The following is a 16,595-nucleotide window of genomic DNA, read 5'->3' on the forward strand; positions in this document are numbered from 1 at the left end:
CGCTTGCGTCCGCAACGACAACTTGCGGACGCAACCATGACTGAAGATGACCTGGCTTTTTTGCCGCTGAAGGTAACGCATATAGATCGGGGCGGCAGGCGGGTGTTTGACCCTGAGGATAAGCGGCGACTGATCGAGGCATGCCGGCGGCCTGGAGTATCGGTATCGGGCATGGCGCTCAAGGCCGGCGTAAACGCGAACCAGTTGCGCAAATGGATTTGCGCACGCACACCAGCGAACGAAGCGGCGCTCGCCGGGCCTGGTAGTGCGGAAACGTCACCGTCAAGGTTCGTGCCGGTCGTTGCGGTTGGGGACACGGCGTCGGTGTTCTCCCGTGCGCCTGCTGCGTCGTTAGCCCCGGATCGTCGCGAGGGATCTCGGGCGTCACTGTGCTCGGCGCCGTCGGCGCGTTTGTCGGCGACGCTGCCCAACGGCGTCATGAGGGTCGGCCGGGATTCGTGAATATCTGAAGCTTCAGATATTCACGAATCCCGGCCGACCCTCGTCATGGTTGAACTCGAATGCTCGGGGCAAGACGGTTCGCTCGTGACGGCGATGATTGCTGCGCTGGGGGCGCACTGATGTTCCGCTTCGACGCCGATCTTCGAATTTACCTGCATCGCGAGCCGATCGACTTCCGCGCCGGACTGAACACGCTGGTGACGATGGTCGAGCAGTCGATGCAGCTTGACCCGCTCGCGCGATCCGTCTTCGCGTTCCACAACCGCAAACGCGATCGCGTGAAGCTTCTGCTTTATGACCGGGCCGGATTCTGGCTCCTGTTGAAACGCCTCGAGGCGGACCGTTTCGTTTGGCCCCGTCGTCAGCAAGCCGTGATTGAACTCACGGCCGAGCAGCTTCACCTGCTGCTCGACGGCGTCGATGTCGACGCGGTACGCCGTCATCCTGCGCGGCAATACTGCCACGCGAGCTGAATTGCGGTATCACCGATGCCCCGCCAAGGGGGCGTCCTTCGAGGCGTTGCGAGTAAACAACGGCCGGCTCGGCTGTTACACATTTGCGTAAACCCACGCGGCGCTGAGCTTCGCTATCGTGGAGCGCATGAAAGCCGCCGATCTGTCGCGATTGCCGCGGGCCGCCAAGGCCTACATCAACGAACTCGAAACTGGTCTCGCCGAACGCGACGCCAGGATCGACGAATTGACCAAGCGCCTGGATGCGCTTGAAGAGCAATATCGTCTCGCGTTGGCCCGTCAGTACGCGCCCAAGAGCGGGAAGCGCCGCGACCGCGTGTTCAACGAGGCCGAAGAGGCAGCCCAAGCGCAGCCGGCCGACGAGGACGACGGCGACGCACTGACGCTGCCCGATACCGGGTTGCCGGAACTCGGTCAGCCTGAACCGCGCAAGCGTGGCCGCAAGCCGCTGCCCGCAGATCTGCCGCGCGAGCGGATCGAGTACGACCTGCCCGAGGACCAGAAGATCTGCCCGTGCTGCAGCAAGGCAATGCATCGGATGGGCGAGGAAATCAGCGAGCAGTTGCACATGGAGGTCAAGGTGTCGGTGCTGCAGCACGCGCGCTTCAAGTACGCGTGTCGCCACTGCGAGCGTCACGGCACGCACACACCGATCGTGGTCGCGCCGATGCCGGCGCAGCCTTTGCCGGGCAGTCATGCGAGTGCATCGATGATCGCCGCCGTCACGGCCGGCAAGTATGTCGACGGCACACCGCTGTATCGGATGGAAGACGTGCTCGCGCGCCCGAATATCGCGGTCAGCCGCAGCACGCTGGCGAACTGGATCATCCGCCCCGCCGAGCTTCACTACAAGCGCCTGTTCGAGGCGCTCAAGAAGATTCTGCTGAGCCAGTGGCTGATCCACGGCGACGAGACCACCGTCCAGGTCCTGAAGGAAACGGGCCGAAACGCGCAGGACACGTCGTATATGTGGGTTTACCGAAGCGCCGAGGACAGCGAGCAGCCGGTGGTGCTGTTCGACTACCAGCCTGGACGTGGCCAGCAGTACCCGAAGGAATTCCTCGGAGACTACGACGGCACGCTGATGACGGACGGCTGGCCCGCGTGGCGGACGGTCAAATCGGCCACGCACCTCGGATGCCTTGCGCATGGACGTCGCCTATTTATGGACGCGCTCAAGGGGCAAAAAAACAAACCCAGCCCCCGCATCACGAAGGCGCTCGAATTCTTCCAGGCGCTGTACCAGGTCGAGGCGCTCGCCAAACAGACGCTGCCCGAGGGCGAAACGCTGGCCGATTACCGGTACCGCTTGCGGCAGCAGCACAGCGTGCCGTTGCTTAGCGCCTTCAAGAGCTGGCTCGACGAGCTCGCGCCAAAGGTGCTGCCCAAGAGCCTGCTGGGCGAGGCGATCGGCTACTGTCTCAGGCAATGGCCGTACCTGAGCCGCTACGTAGAGGACGGCCGGTCCCCAATCGATAACAACGTCATCGAGCGCGACATCCGGCCGTTTGTGACCGGACGAAAGTCGTGGCTCTTTAGCGATACGGTTGACGGCGCGAAAGCGAGCGCGATGGTCTACAGCCTGATGCTCACGTGTCGAGCTTGCGGCGTCGAGCCGCACGCGTATCTGTTGCACGTGCTGACCGAATTGCCGCAGCGCGCACCGGATGCCGATATTAGCGACCTGCTACCGTTCAACTTCGCCCGACAGCAAACCGTTACCGGGTAACCCTGATCGCTACCGCGCTCGGTCGAAGTATTGGTCCCACTGTTCCGAGTCGGGATCGAGTCGGCGCACGATCGCGTCGTCTGCCCGTACGATCAGCCGTTCCAGCATCTGGCGCTTCGTTACCGAGTAACGGCGAGCCAACCGTGTGAGAGCAAGATAGGCTTCCGTGTTCACCCACATATCCAGACGTCGATCACCGTCGCCGTCCTTGCCTGCCGTCTCGCGCCTTGCTCGATAAGCCGCTTGCCGCTGTGCCGTCGTTTGCGCCATCTCCATCCCCCTTCGTTACCCGGTAACTATCGATATGAACCATGTTACCCGGTAACGCGAGGCCTAACGACGTGTGGCAGATTTAGCGCTTACTTCTGAATCGCAGGGTGCGGCGTTGCCCTGGTGGGTCGATCGCAGCCGCGGCCCTGCGCGTCCTACGCTTCTTCGCCGGGCCACCACGGCTTCGCGGCTCGCTCGACGAGGAAGTCGTCAAGATTCTTCCCCTCGAGCCATTTGGGGCGCGGGCCATGGCCGGACCAGGACTTGCCCGACGACGGGTCGTAGTACTTCGCCGGCGCCCGCCGTTTGCGCGATTTCCGGAAGCCCGCTGCGCGCAGCAGTTCGTCTTCCGTGATGCCGTAGAGCGCAACGTGCTCCTGAACGGCGGCCAAATACGCCGCCCGCTCGTCTTTCTTGACGTCCGCGAGACGGATGTTCAATCCGCGCAGTTGTGCCTGAAGGTCTTGTAGTTCAACGATCACGATCGTTACCGAGTTATCTCAATACGGCGGAATGGTACCGGATGATCGGTGCGGTTTTGAAAGTTCGGCGTAGGCCGATCCGGACAGTCGATGATGGCACCCGTAATGTCGGTGCTGGTGAGTGTCGCCAACAACGCGGCGCAGAGCGCTTTCTGGATCCGGATGTTGGTGGCTGCAGCGCGCACGAAATACAGGCGTAGAAACGTCTCGAGGTCAGTGTCGGCGCCATCGCGCCGCACGTACTCGCGGTAGGTAGCCGAGATCTTTGGTCGAGTCGACGATCATGGCGGTCGGCGATGGCAACCTCCTGCAGACTCGGGCGGGGAAAGGGGCGGGGCGCATGGTCGAAGGGCTGGTAGCGATTGACGGTTAGTTGCGTTGATGAAATACCCCCCTTTCTGCTGACATCGCTGCGATGGATAACCGACGTCGTCACGGGCAGCTAGGCGCGCGCACGCGCGCGTTGAGCCGGTGGCCGGCTTGCCGGCCGCCGGTGATTTACGCGCCGTTGCGCCGCGGCGGCCGCCGGCCGTCGAGGCGCTTACGGCCTGCCGGAGGCGAGCGCTCGGGGACCGCGGGTTTGTCCAGACAAGCGGGCGAATGCCCACTTGATTCCTCGCCGGTACGCCGGCGAGGGTGGATTTGCCTAGGTAGTTAGAGATAGCTTGTGATTAAGAGCCGACAATTAACTACGATCAGACCCGACATTTAACCGCCTTTATCCACAGCTTCGTCGCACGACGGCCCGCGCGCGCGGGGCAAATGCCGTGCTTGTCATCGCTCAACACGTCATCTCGGCCGGCAACATGCCGAAAGCGGGCACGCAGACCGTGCGCCACCCTCGCGACAGCGATCGAAAGGTGGTGGTTATGGGGAAGCGAAGATCAGGTGGGCGGTGCTAATTGCCGACGCGCTTCGGCGTAGCAGGCGTCCCGATCCCACTCGGGATGGGTCGATTTGAGCTGAGCGGCGCACAGCATGACGCTGCGCTCGTAATTAGCCAGCCGGCGCACGTGGTCGCGCTCGACAAACCGTTTTGAGGACTTCTCGGGGAGCGATGCCTGGAGCGCGGCCGCGGCCGCACGGCGTTCACGCTTGTGTTGTTGCGCGGCACGCCGCTGTGCACGCAGGTGCGCGCGACTGCGCTCATGTTGTAGCCATACGCTCATGCCGAATGCGGCGAACAGTGCGGGGGGCAGGTATTTGATCGCCGCGAGTCCCTTGTAGCGCTCGCCCGCGGACGACTCCTGCAGCGCACACTGGCGACGGATCTTGGCCAGGCCGGCGGTCTGGAGGTCGCGGAGCGCGCGCTCGGCACGCCGCACACCGAGCCCGGCCTGGTCGGCAAAGAACGGCAGGGTAAGATCGACCCAGCCGGTGGCGGCCGGGATGCCGACACGGAGGGTGGCCAGATCGCAGTATTTGATCATGGCCCGCAGCAGCTGCGCGCACGCGATCCGGCGTTCACTTCGCTGCTGGCGCCGTGAGCCGTTCGCGGCGTTCAGCGCGGGAAGCCAACGTGCCGGCCGATCGAGGTAGCGCTCGAGGCGGAGCGACAAGGTGCGCAGGATCCGTGGCGAATTCGACGGCGCAGGCGCGGGAATGTCCTCTGGCCAAATCCGATCCGGCAACGCGACGTCGCGTGCACGGCCGCGCGGCCGCAGCTGCACGTCGCGCGTCGACGTCGGCGTGCTTGTTGCGCGCTCGCCGTCGATTGCCGGATGGGAGAGGGAGATCGTCACGGGCGCTTAGTTATCGCGTCGTGCCGCTCGACCGATTGCTTAGGAGAATGAAACCGGACGCAGCGCGGGAATACGCGGATAAGCTGATCGTCATGGCAATCGCGATCCATTGAGTGCGTTGTTGATCGCGCTTGACACCAGTTCGTGGCGAACTAGAATGAGGCAGTCCCCTCAGGACCGATGCGTGCCACGAGCCATGTGTCAAGCGTCAGCGGAACCCCCTGTTTGCCGACAGGGGGTTTCTTTTTTTAGAGCGCACGCCTTTGCCGCTCGAGTGCGCCGACGCGTTTGCCGACCACGACGACATTGCGTGGATAGCGCTTGGCGAAGTAGCCTTCCGGGGCGTCGCGATCGCGCAAGTGCAAGCTGAAATCACCGCGAGGGGCAACGCGTGCGGCGAGCCGCACTGCCTCAAACCACGCATTCGCATAGTGGTTCGGACGCGGAGGTGAAGGGAGAAACACCCAATGCACGATCACAGCCAGGCACGTCATGTAGAGGAACGTCGTTGCCAGCGTGTTGACGATTGAGCGGAAGTCATGGGCATTGGCCGTCAGGATCTGATGCAGTCCGTCCGCAAACTCGACGGGGTTCGTGAACCACATCAGCACGCCGAGCCCGAACGCCACCGCTGGCATGAACATGAGCACATTGGTGAGCGCTCGGAAGACGCCTGCGGCGACGTCGGTCCAGATCCGGAGCTTGAAGCGCCACTCCTGAGCGAGCTCGGCCTCGATATTCCGGATCGTGCCTTCCGGAATCTCGCCTACAGGTACGTCGTTCAGGCTGATTTCCCAAACAGTTCCCGCGGTGATATTGACGGTGGCCGGGGGCGTCGACGGTGACTGGCCACGCCGGGAAATCAGCCGATTGATTGCTTCGGAAAGGGGAATCGCCAGAATCGCGGCGAGCAGGACAGCCACGCCATTCTTGAAGTGCGATGCGGCGGCGATTGCGAGAACGATGGCCGCTGCCATCACAAGGGTTGAGTTACGGACGGGACGCATGGTGTTTTCCTCTACGTTAGATGGACGCGTGACCGCCGTCCGTTAGGATTGCTTGCTCAACAAACGGAATCCCGATGAGGTGGCGCAAGACGACGTAGCTCTCGGGTGAAAGCGGGCCGATTTGGACCTGCTCATTGGCGACGAAATACGTGCAACCGTCCGGGCCCAGCGAAACGCGACAGGCCGATCGCTCAAACGTACAGGTTGAGTCGCTCGAGACGACGACCACCAGGCCGTTCGGCGCAGGAGCGAAGCGCGTACTCTCGAGCGTGACCGGCGATGCGGGTGCTGGAGTGCCGCACTGTATGAACTCGGCCTGGCCCGCGGCCATTCGATCATCGACTGGCGATCGGCCGTGATGGTTGGCATGGTTGTCATTTCGTTGCTTCGGTGCGCCCATAGTGGTTCCCAGGTTTCCTCATCGACATGGGTGTCCGGGCGGCTACCACGCATAACCTGCACCCACGCCAGCGGCGACCGCGCCGCGCGTGTTCGTGGAGCCGCTCGCCTTGAAGATCCAGCGACCGGCATACGTGGACAAGCCAACCGCCATCGCCGACTGCCCGGCGTAGCTGCCGCCGCCGATTGCGACCACGCTCGTTCCCGGGACTCGGCGCTTGCGGCAGACTCGCGATCGCGACGGCCGACGCGGTACCGCCATTGGCGTCACGGTGGTCATGCTCGATCTGGTTGCGCACGCTGCCCAACGAGTCGTTGAGCTGTTGAACGTTGACCGCATCGGTCGGCGCGACGCCCGCGGAAACGTTGGTGAGCGTCCGCGTAAGCCCCGTTGCGGCGTTGCCGAACGACACGGTGTGTCGCGCTCAGCGACGGTTCCCGGGCCGAGCGCAACGGCATTGTTCGCCGGGGCGGTGGCGTTGCCGCCGTTGGATGCGCCGATCGTGATCGTGCCGGCCCCCGGTGCACCGCCGGTTTGCTGAACGAGCCCGAGCGCGCCGGCCGCGAGGCTGGTCGATAAGGCGGTCAACGCGGCACCGTTCGCCGCAACACCCGTCGACAGCGACGCGACCGACTGCCCGGTCGATGTCGACAGCAGCGTGGCGTATGTGGACGTGGCCTGGATCGCCTGATACGCCGCGTAGAGCACCGATCCATTCACCGCATCGGTGCTGACGGCCGAGATCGTACCGGCCGCGACGTTCGTGAGCTGCCGCTCGGCGCCGATGGTCCCGAAGCTCACGACGCTTTCAGGGGGGCTGCCCGCAAGGTCGTAGGTCCGCCCGGCGACCGTGACGGGAAGTACCGCGCGCGCCGCGGCTGTGACGAATCCTGCGCCGATGGCCACGTCCCCGGCGTTGACGGCGCCCGCGCCCTGACCAAGCGCGATTGCTGCAAGCACGGTTGCCGATAAGTTTGCGCCCAGCGCGATCGCCGTGGCCGCCGCCGTGGCGCTGGTTCCGACCGCGACCGCACTGGCCTGCGCGACGGCCGTCGTGCCGAGCGCGATCGCATTCACGTCGACAGCGATACCGCCCGCGCCGATCGCGAGCGCATTTTGTCCGAGCGCTTGCTCACCCGAGCCGATCGCGACGGAGTAGTCGCCCACCGCACGCGAGCCGTTTCCGGTGGCGATCGCGCCATCGCCCAGATTGGGGTCGCCGTTCGTCGTGCCGGCGTACGACCCAGTCCACCCATAGGCGATCGCGGCGGCAATCGCGATCGATATCCCCGTCCGCTTTGGCCGACAGATCTTATTCATTACAATCCTCTACACAAAATCGAGAGCCCGGGTCACGGGACATGTGCGCCTGCGCTTGCGCAGGACTTGGATCCCCCTTGCTCCTGTCCTCCGCCAAGATTCCGGGAGCAGGGGGAGGTCTTTCCAAATTGGCGTCACGTTTCAGGGTGAGACCATCACCTCCTCGTTGCGGGACAAGGTCTTCTTCGCCGTTACAACGACGTCGTCTTCCCGCGGCCGAATCGGCAGCAGGCGCGCCGCGTCTGTCGCCCCGCGCGCGCATGCGAGACTCGTCGAGTTCGCTGCGATCGCGCAGAGGCGTTCCCGAGCTCGCTCGGTCTCCGCCCAGAATTCCGGCGTGCTCGAGATCGATGCGATTTCCGAATCGGCATAACGCGCGCCGCGGCGGGCCTCGATGGTCTGCAACGCGCCGTAGACGAACGGGGGTAGCGACTTCAGGGTGACCCGAACAGACGAGCGCGATTCCGCCGACACAGCGGGCGAGTGAAGAGGAGGCAATCCGGTCATGACAGGTACGCCCATCAGCGGTGCCGGGCGAGCGTCAAGCTCCAGCGCAGCGGCTCCGACAGATGTCAGTGCCAACGTCGCGAAGAGCAGGGCGGAAGCTGCTAGGCGTTTCATGTAGTTCTCCACGTAGATGCGACTGTCGCCGCATGAATCAGCGCAAGCGATGCTGCTGCGTACCCGTAATCCCGGACGGCAGGTTGCTTTCCCTAATGAATCCCGTTCCCTTTCCCCCAACAATCTTCAGGTGCTCGACCTCGACCTTCGCGCTATTGATCACCACCTGCGCGACCTGAGCAATCGCCTGCGCACGCTCGATCTCCATCGGCTGTTCCTTGCTCCGCAATTGCGCAAGCGTTTCGAACAGGTGCTTTCGCAGGTCCTCGATCGTGTTCATCGCTTTCTCCGGTTGATGGTTCGGACGACAGTTGCCTTCAGGCGAATCACGCCCTTCAGTTCTTCGGGCAGGTTGTGAATCGAATTGCGCCGCATCAGCTCGACGCGCGGTATGCACTCGAGGTTGGGAAGCGCGATATGGGACCTGTCGCCGTCACGGAAACACACGGCGTGGCCGGGCGGCACCGGACCGTGCACCTGCTCCCAGAGCAGGATGTGTACGGCAACCCAATCGCGTGGCGGATAACCGGTATCGGTAACCTTGCGCTGCAGGTAGCCTTCTTTCGAATAGCGTTCGCTGCCGATGGGCATCCAGTTGCGTGGCTTGCTGCCCTTCTTGAACCGGGTCGCTTCACCGCCCGTGGTAACGCCCTTCTTGCCCTTGTTCCACGGCACGTGGCCCTTCGGGAAGCGACAGCTCGTGCCGCGCGAGCCGTCGAAGCGGCCGGACCCGGCGCTCCCGTAGAAGTCCGGTGATTTTCGGATTCCCAACGCGGCCGCCTTGGCATGGACGGTGTAAACAGCACAATCGAGCACGCGCGCGATCAGCTCGGCTGTCTCGTATGGATAACGCTCGCGCAGGTATTCGATTTCTGCCGGCCACCATTTCTTGCGAGACCGGCGCGGCGAATCGAACTGCGTGGCTCGCTTCATGTCGCTCTCCTCGGGTCTCGACGTTCGCCGGCGTTGGCGCTATCGTCCAGCACGTCGTACGGAAGCCGACCGGCGTGCGATGCCATCAACTTCTTCCAGTTCTCGAGCGGCTCGGGCAGGGCGGGCATAGCAGCCTTGAGCGGCTCCCAAACCCACGAATCGAGCTGGCTTCCCGCCAGGAGGTCGTCGAGCGCGGCCTGATACGCCTCGGTCACCGCCGGCGGCACCAGATACAGCGCGGTCGCGCGCTCGGTGTCCGAGAGCACCGCGGTCGCGAGGGGACGCGTCGACGGCAGGTTGTAACGCAGGCATTTCATGTAACGGCGCGCCGCGATCGCCTTCAGCAGCGTGGATTCGATTTCCGATTCGAACGGAATCCACTGCTCGGTCGTCAACATCAGCGCGACCTCGACGACGGAAGCGATGCCGGCGCGCGAGACGCTCGCGGTCGCGATGGCCACCATATGGGCTTCCTCGTGGACGTTCCACAGCTCCAGTTCGGCCTCGAACCGCTTTTTCAGGCGCTTGTGGACGTCGTCGTCCAGCATCAGCCCGTAGTCGGGCAAGTGCTTCAACACCAGCTTGTGCCCGTAGCGCGACGGAACGATCTCTTTCAGTTCACCGATCGCGAGCATGTAGCGCTGCGCACCATTCGGGGACGTCACAATGCGCGCGATCCGCTCGGTGCGCCGCTGCTGGATCGCATCCTTCTGATCCGCGACGAACGACTCCGGGATGTACAGCAGCTCCGACAGGTCAACGCCCTTGGTGACCTTGTCGGTGGCGGCCTGCAGCAGGTACTTGCGAATCACATACCAACTGCGCTTGCCTTTCATGGCGGGCGACCATCGATTCAGGCCCGCCTGCTCCCAGAGGTAGTGGAGCGTCGCGCGCAACGTCAGCTTCTTCCCGTCGGCCTTGACGCTGTCGGGTTCTTTCTCCGATGGCGCCGGCGCCTGCTTCTGGCCACCCTTGGACATCGCGAAGCCGAACTTCAGCGCGACTTGCCCCGTCTCGAGGTCTTCCTGGATCGCGCTGCCCTCGACGTCGCCCAGGCCCGACAACTCGGGCGGAGGATCGTACGATTCGCAGCCGATCGCGTGCTGGCCACCGGTATCGGGCATGCGCTTGACCAGGAAGCGGTCTTCGAACCGAGCGATATACATCTCGATGCCGGGGTTCTGACACCGGCACAGCGGCCGGATTTTCTTGTCATGCGCGCCCGGCAGGACCGCGAACAGCTCGGGTGTCGCCGCTTCGAAGACCCGCCCGTCAATGTCGTAACTGGCCATCACCGACTCCTTTCAAGGTCCATGCCCGGGCGGTTCTGCTGCAGCTCGCGGGCTTCGTCGTGGGTCAGCACCCTGGTCGTGCCTTGGTCCGAATGCAGCAGCGCCGTCTTCTCGCCCTGGTGGATCTCGCGATCGAGCTTGCCGCGCTCGACCATCACGACCATGTTCTCGGAGATCTGGACGAGGGCGTGCTGTGACGTCTTGGCGACGACATCACCCTGCAGCACACGATCGGGCTCGGGCGTGCGAATCATCAGGTTGCGCTCGCGCGCAACGACGCCCATCACGCGTTGAGACTCGGCGAGCGTCGTGTTGCCGCCCGGGATCTGCCCACGATGAAGCTGCTCGGACAGGCGCCCGAGCGTATCGAAATACTGCTGCTGGCGATCGGCCAACGGGGTGTCCGGTTGCCAGCTTTTGCGCACGTCGGCGAGCTGCCGGTAGGCGCCGTCGAATTCCGGATAACGGGCCAGCGCGGCCACATTAGGACCGTCATCAAACACCTTCGCGCGCTTGTAGATCTCGCTGTGCTCGAACGTGGCGCGATCCTCGCGAGCCGCCTGGAGCCGCTTGGACACGTCGGCGAGATCCTGAGGGCCCACGCCCGGCGTGCGCTCGTTGCGGGCGCGGGTACGCTCGACGATCTCCTCGAGAATCTCGATGTGCGCGCCTCGTTCGCCGTGGGTCAGCAAGCGATCCCGAACGGATTCGAGTGTCCTCGCGGCTTCAGCCGGCGCTTCCGGGCGATCGCCGCCCCGTCCCTTGCCGAGCGACTGCTGCTGGCGATCCCGGTCGCGCTCGCCGTTGTAGACCACGCGGCCGTGACTGTCGTAGATTCGGATGCGATCGGCCAGGCCGTCGCGCTCCAGACGATCAACCGTTGCGGGCAGGCCGCGGTAGGCTGAGTCGTGCTGCTCGCGATTGACCACGCGGCCGGTCTGCCCCTCGGCCGCGAGCTGCTCATAGCGTAGCCGCGCGCGGTCGAAAGAAGGATCCGGGGGCACGGCCATCACGCGCGCCTCGACGGTATAGCCGGCGCGCTGCAGACGCTCCGCGAGGGTCGCGATGTTGTCCGGGTTGCGCATCGTGCCGTCGACGATCAGGTTGCGGCGCTCGTCCTCGGCCCGCTTGGTCAGGCGTGATGCCCACTTGCCGGCCAGCGCCTGCGTCTGGTCCGCTGCTCGCTCGGGATCGGCTTTCGCGAGCGCCCGATACGCGGGGTTGAACTCGCGCATCTGGTCGGCGTCGATCACGACGGCGCCGCCGCGATCGCGTAGCTCGCGTTGTGCCACCCCGGCGAGACCGGCCTTCCCGGAGCCCGGCTGCCCGCCGAGCAGGATCGCCACGGGCTGCTCTTGCCGCTCGGTGGTCTCGATCGCGCGTTGCTCCACGCGACGGTAAATTGCGTCGAGATCCGCATCGTTCAGTTCGCGTGCCATCGTCGCCGCTCCTTAAACGATCGACTCGTCGCGAGCGATGGGGCCGTACTGGCGAATCACCTCCTCGATGCGCTGGTCATCGAACGGAGCGAGGGCGTTGCGCAGATCGACAAGCTCGTCCTGCCGCGCGTGGAGCGCCTCGATGCGCGCCGCGTCCGGCGGATCCTGGCGCATGGCGTCGCCGATGTCTTCCGCGCACTTCGCGATCACGGCGCCGACGATGCCGAGCGCGACGTCGTAGCGGATGATGCTGTGGTTGAACAAACCGTTTTTCATCATGGTCTCCGGGGTTAGTGCATCTCGCAGCCGCGGCAAAGCAGGGCCGGGGCGGTGGACACGTAGGGGGTTCGTTGGGTGCCGGCATCGGTCGACGTGAACCCGGCGCCGTTGGGGGTAGGGGCTGCGCAGCCGACCAGCAGCGTGGCGAGCGCGACGCCGGCCAGGGCGATCGGTCCGCGACGCGCGGTTCGAAGGAAAGGGTTCCGCATGCTTTACCTCATCAAAACAAGATGCCGTAGCCGGTTGCCCGGAATTTCTCGATGACGTCCTGATTCTGGTCGTCACGGAACGACGAGCGGGGCCGTTTGCGCTGCGGGGCATTTGCCGTATTCGCGGCGCTGGCGCCGCTGGCGGGCTGAGCGGCGACCGCGGAGGCGCCGGACGCAGCGGCGGCAGACGCCGTGGTATTTCGGGGAGCGATCAATTCGGACAGCCGCTGCCGCGCGATCGGGATGTCCTGACACGCGGCCAGCGTGAACACGGTGGCGGAGATCGCCGTTGCGGCAACGAGACGGTTCGCCAAACGGCGAAAAGTCACACGATTGGAGGTAAAATGGTTGATAGGCATGCGTTCGTCTCCTGAAGCGATGAGGGGATGACGCCGGACCAACATACCCAGACGCCTGAGACACATCCAGCACAACAGATGAATGGCGTCCGACAGCGGGGGTGGCCATGAAGAACCTGTTCCATGCGCTGTGGCATCCGTTTCTGCATTTCCGCGCGCTGCGCTGGTTTGCGCGGCGCGGACGTTGGTTGCTCGTGATGGTGCCGCTCGCGTTCACGCTCCAGGCTGTGCTGGATTCGATCGGCCACCCGGTGGCAGCAAACGTCGTGTTCGACCTGCTGGTCGTGCGACTGATGATCGTCGTGATTGAGAGCATCTTCAGTATTCCTCGATATCTCGTCGATAAAGGGGTGCCGCTCGTGCCGTCGGATCCGTTTGTCGATCCGATCAGCCGTCAACCGGACTCGGAATACAAGCCATCTGTTTGGTACAACTTCGACACCGGCAAAACTGGCCCTTGGTCTCCGGGATCCATCCGCATCAATTGATCTTCGGCGGCACGTCCTTCTTGTCGTAGTCCTCGCCCGGCTTGAGGCCGACCGCTTCCTTCACGGTGTTGGCGGCCCGCCGGGCGGTGTCGTGCAGATCCCGGCCCTCGTTGGCCGCATTCACTTCCGTCTGCGTGACGCGCCCCTCGCCGAGCGCCCGATCTGGACTCGCGTATCGCTGAACCTCCTTGTCAAAGTCCTGCGCACGCGCGCCCAGGCTCTGCGGTGAGTTGGGCGTGAGCGGCGCGCTGGCATCAGCGCGTGCACCGGCAATCTCCGAGGGCGGCGCCATGTTGGGTTGAACCGGCGTGACCGAGCCAAACCCGGTATCGCGCACCATCGAGTCGAACGTGCGCGCGCGTTCGCCCTCTGGGCGACGACGGGAGCCGTCCGACGCACGGGACGCGGCCCGCCCCGTGTCGTGAGAGCCGTAGCCGGGCGCATCGGGCGTGTACGGACTGCCCCACGTCGGCGTGGAAACGTGCTGGGCTATTGCCTGGTTGTCGAGGTATTGGCCGACCATGCCGACGATCTTGTCCTCGGACTGCAGCACGAACCGGGTCGCGGCCATGTGATTGGCTTGAGCGACCTTCCAGAAGAGCTCGGGGTCGGCCATCATGTTCTCCATCACTTCATGGCGCCGCGAGCTATTGGATGCGGACGAGGTCCGCGCCCCCGACTCGCGCCGGAAGCCGCGCTCACTCTGGCTAGCCGACTCGGACGTCGTGATCCTCGACGCGGTGCGATCGTGGCGATCGCTTTGCGCCGATTGCTCGCCGGTCGTGTTTTGAGCCGTTGCGGAGCCGGTGTGGGAGTACTCGGTGGCGCGAGAGGCAGAATCACTCTCACGATGGCTCTCGTTGAAGGAATGACTTCGGGCTTGGTCTGCGAAGTAGTTTCGGGCGCCACTGACATCGGCACCGAGGTGGGCGTCCATCCCCACGCTGCCGCGAGAGTGCCTCGTCGATCCGGTGCCGGGTGCTTGGCCCGTGGGTTGCGATTCGCCCACCTTGTTCATGGCGTCCGTGATCTGTTGCGGCGACGCCCCCCCTTGTTCCATCGCGCGTCGCACGCGCGCTTGATCGCGCGCGACGTTGTTGCCGCGTGGTTGCCCCGTTGCCCGCCCCGGATTTCCGCTATCGACACTCGCGTCAGCGCCGAGACGCCCGCCCGCACCGGCCCGCAACATGATGCTGTCTTGAGCCTGAACGTTTTGGCCAAACTGCGACTGAATAGTACGATCGCGCCCGACCGACTCATCGTGCGCACTCCGTCCGCTCATGCCGCCACTGTCCGTCACAGCATTTAGCTGGCTCGTGCCCTGACTCGTGCCGCGGTCGGCGGAATGCCCGAAGGTCTCGGCGCCCGAGAGGGAAGTGCCGGTCCGCGATATGTTCGAGCTGCCCGAGAAGTTCGACGTGCCGCTGAACCGCTCATTGCTACGGCCGATCGAGCGTTCGTCGGCCGCGACCATGCTCTGCAGCATGTGTTCCTGGAAGCGATCGAGCGCGGCACGCCCGTTGCTCGACACCCGCAGCGTGCTGCCGTCGGCGAGCTGCATGGCGGTGCTGCCGCTGCTCGACGCGAAGCCGCTATCGAACTTCTGCATCGTGGTGGTGTTCACCGACGACGTGTCGATGCCGGACTGCCCCATGCTGTAGTTGCCGCCCGCGATCGCCGCGCCTGAACGCGCGCCAGCCGAACTGAAACCCGAAATCATCCGGTCGGCCAGCCCGTAGATCTGACCATCGGCCATTCTCACGACCGCGCCGGCAATGAACGGGACGAGCACCACCATGTAGCCGATCATCGCCTGCTCGTCGACGATCGTGGCGTCGAACACGTTGCTCAACTGGAACGGCACGCCGGCCGCGAGCTTGAGCGCGGCGAGCTTGCTGTGGAGGTGGATCAGCGACAGGTGGTTGATGATCGCGAACAGCACCGGCCAGAGGCCGATCCAGACCAGCCCCATGAAGTAGCCGGCGAGCACCCGCTTGGCGGCCTCCGCCGGCACCAGGACCATCAACGTCACCACCACCGGGAAGAGGCCATACAGGATGGCCTCGATCCAGTTGCGCATGTGCGGGATCGTCTCCTGGCCGAGCAGGCTCAGGGTGCTATTCGAGCCGTTCGCCTGGCGCGCCGCTTCCGCCTCGGCGATCAGCGCATTGGTGTCCGCGATCGCGGCCGGGTCGTTGTGCGCGCGCGCCATCGCCGTGCCGGCGTCGCGCCATACGTTGTTGAACATCGCCTGCTTCATCGCGTCCGACGCGGATGCCGATGCGTCGAGCAGCCACGAATAGGACGTCGACACCGTCGACAGGAACATCTGCTGCGCGAGCCCGTCCGAGCTGGCCTGAGGGAACGCCTGGCGACCGTAGAACTGCTGCGCGCTGGTCACCGCGCCGTCGACGCGCGATTTCAGTACCTGCGCAACCGCGACGCACGTGTCCGTCTTGGGCGTGTTGGTCAGCACGTTGTACGTGACGAAGCGCGCCGGGCTCGTGTTGCTGAAGATCGTGTTCCAGGTGTCGGTCCCGGCGACGATCTGATCGGGCGTGATCACCCCGTCGAGGATGTCGTACTTCGTGCACTCCTTGAAGAACTGCATCAGGTCGGCACGCAGGCCAGGATCGCGCACGACGGCCGAATTGACCTGGCGCAGGATCCGGTGACCGAACCCGACGTCGCCTTTCTCGAGCCCCAGATCGTCCGGCACCCCGAACACGGTCTCGTAAGTGCGCGTCAGGTAGTTGAAGACGAGCGAATTCGCCTGCGCGACGCTGGCCAACGCGACGGGGACGTGATCGATGGTCCGCGGCGGCTCGAGGCCGGTGCGATCGACGAGCGCGACGCGCGCGATCGGCAGGTTCAGGATCGTCACGAACATCAGCGCCTGAATGAACCACATCATCAGCTCGAACTGCCGTCCGACGTAGCCGAACAGGCCGATCATCAGCGCGATGATGAATACGAATTTCAGGAGCCCACTGTAGCCGTTGCTCATCATCGTCGCCGCGACCGCGTTCAACACGTAGTACAGCGTGTCGACGTTCCACCAGGTCTGGATCTCGATGCCCATGTGAACCC

General features: G+C 64.5%; 18 protein-coding genes and 2 pseudogenes. 4 read left to right on the top strand and 16 right to left on the bottom strand.

The window, feature by feature from the left end:
• The first annotated feature begins 36 nt into the window (after window positions 1–36).
• From WS92_RS33940 to WS92_RS29890, 3 genes are all read left to right on the top strand, one after another.
• Window positions 37–462, top strand: a complete 426-nt coding sequence (locus WS92_RS33940; protein ID WP_331457895.1) for an IS66-like element accessory protein TnpA — start codon at window positions 37–39, stop codon at window positions 460–462.
• A gap of 119 nt (window positions 463–581) precedes the next feature.
• The gene (gene tnpB / locus WS92_RS29885; RefSeq protein WP_059928618.1) at window positions 582–935 is read left to right on the top strand and encodes an IS66 family insertion sequence element accessory protein TnpB; all 354 of its coding nucleotides are present in this window, start codon (window positions 582–584) and stop codon (window positions 933–935) included.
• 127 nt (window positions 936–1,062) lie between these two features.
• The gene (locus WS92_RS29890) at window positions 1,063–2,664 is read left to right on the top strand and encodes an IS66 family transposase (RefSeq protein ID WP_059928621.1); all 1,602 of its coding nucleotides are present in this window, start codon (window positions 1,063–1,065) and stop codon (window positions 2,662–2,664) included.
• Window positions 2,665–2,673: 9 nt separating this feature from the next.
• On the opposite strand, the gene WS92_RS29895 is transcribed toward WS92_RS29890, so the two are convergent.
• The 15 genes and pseudogenes from WS92_RS29895 to WS92_RS29960 all read right to left on the bottom strand — a co-directional run bounded on the left by WS92_RS29895 (window position 2,674) and on the right by WS92_RS29960 (window position 13,017).
• Entirely contained in the window at window positions 2,674–2,940 is a 267-nt protein-coding gene (locus WS92_RS29895; RefSeq protein WP_231755852.1) for a hypothetical protein, read from the bottom strand.
• 149 nt (window positions 2,941–3,089) lie between these two features.
• Window positions 3,090–3,416, bottom strand: coding sequence for an H-NS histone family protein (locus WS92_RS29900; RefSeq protein ID WP_059928624.1), 327 nt, complete (start codon window positions 3,414–3,416; stop codon window positions 3,090–3,092).
• An 884-nt stretch (window positions 3,417–4,300) separates the two neighbouring features.
• Window positions 4,301–5,158, bottom strand: a complete 858-nt coding sequence (locus tag WS92_RS29905) for a hypothetical protein (RefSeq protein ID WP_059928627.1) — start codon at window positions 5,156–5,158, stop codon at window positions 4,301–4,303.
• 248 nt (window positions 5,159–5,406) lie between these two features.
• A complete protein-coding gene (locus tag WS92_RS29910; protein ID WP_231755853.1) occupies window positions 5,407–6,165 on the bottom strand; it encodes a hypothetical protein in 759 nt (252 codons plus the stop codon).
• Window positions 6,166–6,181: 16 nt separating this feature from the next.
• The gene (locus WS92_RS36025) at window positions 6,182–6,565 is read right to left on the bottom strand and encodes a hypothetical protein (protein WP_171845258.1); all 384 of its coding nucleotides are present in this window, start codon (window positions 6,563–6,565) and stop codon (window positions 6,182–6,184) included.
• Between the two features lie 42 nt (window positions 6,566–6,607).
• Window positions 6,608–6,904, bottom strand: coding sequence for a YadA C-terminal domain-containing protein (locus WS92_RS37340; RefSeq protein ID WP_348983771.1), 297 nt, complete (start codon window positions 6,902–6,904; stop codon window positions 6,608–6,610).
• Window positions 6,889–6,977, bottom strand: a pseudogene (locus WS92_RS36905) (hypothetical protein); the annotation flags it as partial. The pseudogene WS92_RS36905 and the gene WS92_RS37340, both read right to left, overlap by 16 nt.
• 254 nt (window positions 6,978–7,231) lie before the next feature.
• Window positions 7,232–7,885: pseudogene (locus tag WS92_RS36910) on the bottom strand (adhesin); the annotation flags it as partial.
• 141 nt (window positions 7,886–8,026) lie between these two features.
• A complete protein-coding gene (locus WS92_RS29925) occupies window positions 8,027–8,506 on the bottom strand; it encodes a hypothetical protein (RefSeq protein WP_141668129.1) in 480 nt (159 codons plus the stop codon).
• A gap of 37 nt (window positions 8,507–8,543) precedes the next feature.
• A complete protein-coding gene (locus WS92_RS29930) occupies window positions 8,544–8,786 on the bottom strand; it encodes a hypothetical protein (protein ID WP_059928642.1) in 243 nt (80 codons plus the stop codon).
• The gene (locus tag WS92_RS29935; RefSeq protein ID WP_059928645.1) at window positions 8,783–9,439 is read right to left on the bottom strand and encodes an HNH endonuclease signature motif containing protein; all 657 of its coding nucleotides are present in this window, start codon (window positions 9,437–9,439) and stop codon (window positions 8,783–8,785) included. Before WS92_RS29935 ends, WS92_RS29930 begins: the two co-directional genes overlap by 4 nt.
• Window positions 9,436–10,731 (bottom strand): DUF1173 domain-containing protein, encoded by a 1,296-nt coding sequence (locus tag WS92_RS29940; RefSeq protein ID WP_059928648.1) that lies wholly within the window; start codon window positions 10,729–10,731, stop codon window positions 9,436–9,438. The genes WS92_RS29935 and WS92_RS29940 overlap by 4 nt, the downstream gene beginning before the upstream one ends.
• Window positions 10,731–12,170 carry a zeta toxin family protein gene (locus tag WS92_RS29945; protein ID WP_059928651.1) on the bottom strand — a complete coding sequence of 480 codons (1,440 nt, stop codon included), beginning with the start codon at window positions 12,168–12,170 and terminating at the stop codon, window positions 10,731–10,733. The genes WS92_RS29940 and WS92_RS29945 overlap by 1 nt, the downstream gene beginning before the upstream one ends.
• 12 nt (window positions 12,171–12,182) lie before the next feature.
• Window positions 12,183–12,449 carry a hypothetical protein gene (locus tag WS92_RS29950; RefSeq protein ID WP_059928654.1) on the bottom strand — a complete coding sequence of 89 codons (267 nt, stop codon included), beginning with the start codon at window positions 12,447–12,449 and terminating at the stop codon, window positions 12,183–12,185.
• A gap of 220 nt (window positions 12,450–12,669) precedes the next feature.
• Window positions 12,670–13,017, bottom strand: coding sequence for a hypothetical protein (locus WS92_RS29960; RefSeq protein WP_059928813.1), 348 nt, complete (start codon window positions 13,015–13,017; stop codon window positions 12,670–12,672).
• A 107-nt stretch (window positions 13,018–13,124) separates the two neighbouring features.
• On the opposite strand from WS92_RS29960, the gene WS92_RS29965 reads away from it, so the two are divergent.
• The gene (locus WS92_RS29965) at window positions 13,125–13,505 is read left to right on the top strand and encodes a hypothetical protein (RefSeq protein WP_059928816.1); all 381 of its coding nucleotides are present in this window, start codon (window positions 13,125–13,127) and stop codon (window positions 13,503–13,505) included.
• On the opposite strand, the gene WS92_RS29970 is transcribed toward WS92_RS29965, so the two are convergent.
• The gene (locus WS92_RS29970) at window positions 13,498–16,587 is read right to left on the bottom strand and encodes a conjugal transfer protein TraG N-terminal domain-containing protein (RefSeq protein WP_059928661.1); all 3,090 of its coding nucleotides are present in this window, start codon (window positions 16,585–16,587) and stop codon (window positions 13,498–13,500) included. The genes WS92_RS29965 and WS92_RS29970 overlap by 8 nt on opposite strands.
• Window positions 16,588–16,595 lie beyond the last annotated feature (8 nt).

Source organism: Burkholderia sp. MSMB1588 (assembly GCF_001546925.1).
Classification (GTDB): domain Bacteria; phylum Pseudomonadota; class Gammaproteobacteria; order Burkholderiales; family Burkholderiaceae; genus Burkholderia; species Burkholderia humptydooensis.